The organism is uncultured Microbacterium sp. (assembly GCF_963521645.1).
Classification (GTDB): Bacteria; Actinomycetota; Actinomycetes; order Actinomycetales; family Microbacteriaceae; genus Microbacterium.
In genome coordinates, this window is sequence record NZ_CAUQVQ010000124.1 from 1 (window position 1) to 5,269 (window position 5,269).

Sequence of the window (5,269 nt, forward strand, 5' to 3'; positions counted from 1 at the left end):
GTTGTCGCTCTGGGGCGTGGGTGGCGTCAGGAGGTGCCAACTGAGGGTGGGCGCGAGTCCTTTGGGTGGCACCTGTTGTCGCTACTCAGATCGAATTGCGACAGCAGGTGCCAACTCGGCCACCACCAGCACCAGCACCAGACCCACCCCCACCACGCACGCGTTCAGGCGCGAGGCTGCGGACTCGGATGCGGCAGCCACACCGTCGCGTTCAGTCCGCCGCCCTCGAGCGCCGTGAGCACGAGAGAGCCGTCGTGGGCCTGCGCGATGCGCTGCACGATCGCGAGTCCCAGGCCGACCCCCGCGTGATCGTCCCCGCGCGTGCGCTCTGCTCCGCGCTGAAAGGGCTCGGCGAGGGTCGCGGTGAGGTGTGGGGGCAGCACGCCGCCGGTGTTCTCGACCACGACCGCCACGGCATCCGGCCGTGCATGCGTGCGCACGATCGCCGTGCCGCCCGAGGCGTGATTGTGCACGATCGCGTTGTGCACGAGGTTCGTGATCAGCTGCTGCAGCAGTGCCGACGACCCGAGCACCACCGCCGCGTCGCCGCCGACGTCGATCGTGACGTCGCGGCGTTCGGCGAGAGGCAGCAGGGTCTCGACCGACTCTTCGGCCAGGAGCGAGAGGTCGACCGGCTCGCGGGTGAAGGCGCGACGTTCGGCGCGGCTGAGCATCAGCAGGGCTTCGGTCAGCTCGATCGCCCGCGAGTTCACGCGGTGCAGCCTCTCGATCAGGGCGTCGGAGTCGCGGTCGGGGTCGTTGCGTGCGACCTCGAGCATGGTCTGCGAGATCGCGAGGGGGGTGCGCAGCTCGTGCGAGGCGTTGGCGGCGAACCGCTGCTGCTCGGCGACATGCGCCTCCAGCTGCGCGAGCATCGAGTCGAAGACGTCGGCCAGGTCGCGGAACTCGTCGCCCCGTCCCACCAGCTCCACGCGGTGCGACAGAGATCCCTGGGCGGCGAGCTCGGCCGCCCGCCCTATGCGATCGAGCGGTGCGAGCATGCGTCCGGCGATCAGCCAGCCGCCGGCCAGCCCGATCGCCAGCAGCACGAGCATCGCGATCGACGCGGCCGGGATGAACGCCCGGATCAGGTCCGACCTGTTGGGCACGAACAGGCCGCTCTGGGTCGTGAACTGCACGTCGGGCACGTACCGCAGCAGGTAGAGCGCGACGGCGGTGAGCAGGCCCACACCCGTCACGACCACGACGCCCGCGTAGCTCAGGGTGAGTCTCCATCGGGCGCTCATCCCTCGGCGCCGCGGAGGTCGCACGGCGTCACTCATCGGAGTCGGCCTCGATGCGGTATCCCACGCCCGGCACGGTGAGGATCAGCCAGGGTTCGCCCAGTCTCTTGCGCAGCGAGGAGACGGTGATGCGCACCGCATTCGTGAACGGATCGGCATTCTGGTCCCAGGCGCGTTCGAGCAGCTGCTCGGCGCTGACGACGCCACCCCCGGCATCGACCAGCACCTCGAGCACCGCGAACTGCTTGCGGGTGAGAGCGACGTACCTTCCGTCGCGGAAGACCTCGCGGCGGAAGGGATCGAGCCGCAGTCCCGCGAGCTCGAGCACGGGCGGGCGTGCGCGCCGGCGTCGGCGGTCGAGCGCGCGCAGTCGCAGCACCAGCTCGCGCAGCTCGAAGGGCTTGGTGAGATAGTCGTCGGCTCCGAGTTCGAACCCGCTCGCCTTGTCGTCGAGACGATCGGCCGCCGTGAGCATGAGGATCGGGATGCCGCTGCCGGACGCCACGATCGTGCGGGCGATGTCGTCGCCGGTCGGCCCGGGGATGTCGCGATCGAGCACGGCGAGGTCGTAGGAGTTGATGCTCAGGAGCTCCAACGCGGTGTCGCCGTCGCCCGCGATGTCAGCCGTGATCGCCTCGAGCCTGAGCCCGTCTCGCACCGCCTCGGCCAGGTATGGCTCGTCCTCGACGATCAGCACGCGCACGGCAGGACTCCCATGTGCTCAGAGCTTACGCATCCGCGCATATCGCGAGCGTATGGAGAATCGCATACGTCGTCGCAACAGTCGTCTTCGTTGACTGGAGGCATGAACTCACGCACCACCCTCACCCGTCCCGGCGTCGTCGCCGCCGTCGCCGTTCTGATGCTGATGGGACTCGTCGTCGCCGCGCTCGTGCTGTGGGGGCAGCAGTCGGATGCGGTGGCATCGCCGCCCGTCACGCGCGCGGTGCTCGGCGAACAGGACGGGGTCATCGGCCACGAGGGAGCAGTGTCGGTGTACGACGACGTGCCCGCGGTCTCGAACCTGGACTCCGATCTGCTCGCCGCCGTGCGTGCGGCCGCCGATGCCGCGGCGCAGGACGGTGTGCCGATGCACGTGAACAGCGGCTGGCGCTCGCCGGCGCTCCAGCAGGTGCTGCAGCAGGAGGCCGTGGAGCAGTACGGCTCGGTCGAAGAGGCGGCGCGGTGGGTCGCGACGCCGGAGAACTCCGAGCACGTCTCGGGTGATGCCGTCGATCTCGGCCCGCTCACGGCGCAGGATTGGCTCGCCCAGCGGGGCGCCGAGTTCGGGCTCTGCCAGATCTACGCGAACGAGCGCTGGCACTTCGAACTGCGCCCCGCGGCCGTGGCGAACGGCTGCCCGGTGATGTACGACAACCCGACGACCGACCCGCGCACGCAGCGGTGAGCGCGGCCGTCGTCAGAGCCGATCCACTCCCGTGACGGTCAGCACCGCGGCGCCCTCCTCGTCGGAGGCGGCGAGGTCGACCGTGGCCGAGATGCCCCAGTCGTGGTCGCCCGCGGGATCGTCGAAGATCTGCCGCGCGGTCCACTCGGTCGCACCCTCTGTGAGAAGCAGCAGCTGTGCGCTGCGGGCGTTCGCGCCGGTGAGGATCTCGTCGTGCTCGGCGAAGTATCCGTCGAGCGCGTCCGACCAGGCGTCGGCGCCGAACGAGGGGTCGAGTTCGGCGAGGGCGGCGACGTCGTCGCGGGCGGCGAGCTGCACCCGACGGAAGAGCTCGTTGCGCACGAGCGTGCGGAAGGCGCGCGTGTTGGTGGTCAGGCGCTTCGGGGCAGGCGGCACGATCGGCTCGTCGTCCGGTCCGTGCAGGACCCCGTTGACCAGCTCCTCCCATTCGTCGAGCAGACTCGAATCGACCTGTCGCACGAGCTCGCCGAGCCACTCGATCAGGTCCCGCAGGTCTTCGTCCTTGAGCTCCTCCGGGATCGTCTGCGAGGCCGCGCGATACGCATCGGAGAGGTAGCGCAGCACGACGCCCTCGGAGCGCGCGATCTTGTAGAACGCGACATATTCCCCGAACGACATGGCCCGTTCGTACATGTCGCGCACGACCGACTTCGGATGCAGTTCGAAGTCGCGGATCCACGGCTGTGCGGCGCTGAACGTCTCGAACGCGGCGCTGAGCAGCTCGTCCAGAGGCTTCGGATACGTGACCTCCTCGAGCAGCTCCATGCGCTCGTCGTACTCGATGCCCTCGCGCTTCATGGCGGCGACGGCCTCGCCGCGCGCCTGGAACTCCTGCTGGCCCAGAATGGCGCGGGGGTTGTCGAGCGTCGACTCGACGATCGAGATCATGTCGAGCGCGTACGAGCCCGTGCCCGTGCCGACGGTGGGATCGGGGTCGAGGAGCTCGAACGCCGCGAGAGCGAACGGCGACAGCGGCTGGTTCAGGGCGAAGTTCGGCTGCAGGTCGACCGTGAGGCGGATCTCGCCGTCGTCGGTCTGCTCGACGACGCCCGATTCGAGCAGCGTGCGGTAGATGCCGAGCGCGCGCAGAGCGAGTTCGCGCTGTCTCTTCCGCGGTTCGTGATTGTCGTATATCAGCGCGCGCATGTTTCCGAAGACGTCGCCGCCGCGTCCGATCACGTTGAGCATCATGGCGCTCGTGATCTGCATGTGCGAGGTGAGGGTCTCGGGCTCGGCATCGATCAGCTTGCGGAACGACGGCTCTCCCCACGACACGAAGCCGTCGGGGGCCTTCTTGCGGATGATCTTGCGCTTCTTCTTCGGGTCGTCGCCGGCCTTCTTGATCGCCGCGATGTTGTCGCTCTCATGCTCGGGCGCCTGTGCGACCACGGTTCCGGCGGTGTCGAAGCCCGCCCGGCCCGCGCGGCCGGCGATCTGGTGGAACTCGCGGGCGCTGAGCTGCCGCATCCGGGTGCCGTCGAACTTGGTCAGGGCCGTGAGCAGCACCGTGCGGATGGGCACGTTGATGCCCACGCCGAGGGTGTCGGTGCCGCAGATCACCCGCAGCAGTCCGCGCTGGGCGAGCTGCTCCACCAGGCGGCGGTACTTCGGCAGCATCCCGGCGTGGTGAACTCCGATGCCCGCACGGAGGAAGCGCGAGAGGGTCTTGCCGAACGCCGTGGTGAAGCGGAATCCGCCGATGAGGGCAGCGATCTCGTCGCGCTGCTCCCGCGTGGCGACCTTCGTGCTCGACAGCGCCTGTGCCCGCTCCATCGCGGCCGCCTGCGAGAAGTGCACGACGTAGACCGGGGCCTGGCCCGTGGCGAGCAGGTCGTCGATCGTCTCGTGGATCGGCGTCGTCTCATAGAAGTAGTGCAGCGGCACGGGCCGCTCGACACCTGTGACGGATGCCGTGTCGCGGCCGGTCCTGCGCGTCAGGTCGCTCGACAACTGCGAGACGTCGCCCAGGGTCGCCGACATGAGGATGAACTGCGCCTGCGGCAGCTCGAGCAGCGGCACCTGCCACGCCCACCCGCGGTCGGGGTCGGCGTAGAAGTGGAACTCGTCCATCACGACCTGGTGCACCGCGGCATCCGTGCCCTGGCGCAGGGCGAGGTTCGCGAGGATCTCGGCCGTGCAGCAGATGATCGGCGCATCCGGGTTCACCGAGGAGTCGCCCGTGATCATGCCGACGTTGGCGGCGCCGAAGACGTCGACGAGAGAGAAGAACTTCTCGCTCACGAGCGCCTTGATGGGCGCCGTGTAGAACGAGCGGCGCCCCTCGACGAGGGCGGCGAAGTGCGCGCCCACTGCGACCAGCGACTTCCCGGTGCCGGTCGGCGTCGACAGGATGAGGTTGTTGCCCGAGACGATCTCGATGACGGCTTCATCCTGCGCGGGGTAGAGGCTGATGCCGGTCGACTCCGCCCAGTCGACGAACGCCGTGTACACGGCATCCGCGTCGGATCCGTCTGTCAGCGTGGTGTGGTCGAGGATCGCAGGCATGGTCCCTCGATCATCCCACCTCCGCCGGGGCACACCCTGCGAAGGAGAACACGCTGCGCAGGGGCACACGCTGCGAAGGGCACACGCTGCG

Annotated in this window: 4 protein-coding genes; 1 reads left to right on the top strand and 3 read right to left on the bottom strand. The window is 69.1% G+C overall.

Annotated features, from left to right (window positions below; genetic code table 11):
- Window positions 1–164: 164 nt before the first annotated feature.
- Together RWO82_RS15005 and RWO82_RS15010 are read right to left on the bottom strand one after the other, a co-directional pair.
- Complete coding sequence (locus tag RWO82_RS15005; protein WP_314428331.1) at window positions 165–1,247, bottom strand: HAMP domain-containing sensor histidine kinase; 1,083 nt, start codon at window positions 1,245–1,247, stop codon at window positions 165–167.
- Between the two features lie 28 nt (window positions 1,248–1,275).
- Window positions 1,276–1,947 (bottom strand): response regulator transcription factor, encoded by a 672-nt coding sequence (locus RWO82_RS15010; protein ID WP_314428332.1) that lies wholly within the window; start codon window positions 1,945–1,947, stop codon window positions 1,276–1,278.
- Window positions 1,948–2,049: 102 nt separating this feature from the next.
- On the opposite strand from RWO82_RS15010, the gene RWO82_RS15015 reads away from it, so the two are divergent.
- Window positions 2,050–2,652 carry a M15 family metallopeptidase gene (locus RWO82_RS15015; RefSeq protein WP_314428333.1) on the top strand — a complete coding sequence of 201 codons (603 nt, stop codon included), beginning with the start codon at window positions 2,050–2,052 and terminating at the stop codon, window positions 2,650–2,652.
- 12 nt (window positions 2,653–2,664) lie between these two features.
- Here the strand turns inward: RWO82_RS15015 and RWO82_RS15020 are convergent, their stop codons facing one another.
- Window positions 2,665–5,178: a DUF3516 domain-containing protein gene (locus tag RWO82_RS15020; RefSeq protein WP_314428334.1), complete on the bottom strand. Its 2,514-nt coding sequence runs from the start codon at window positions 5,176–5,178 to the stop codon at window positions 2,665–2,667.
- Between the last annotated feature and the right edge of the window lie 91 nt (window positions 5,179–5,269).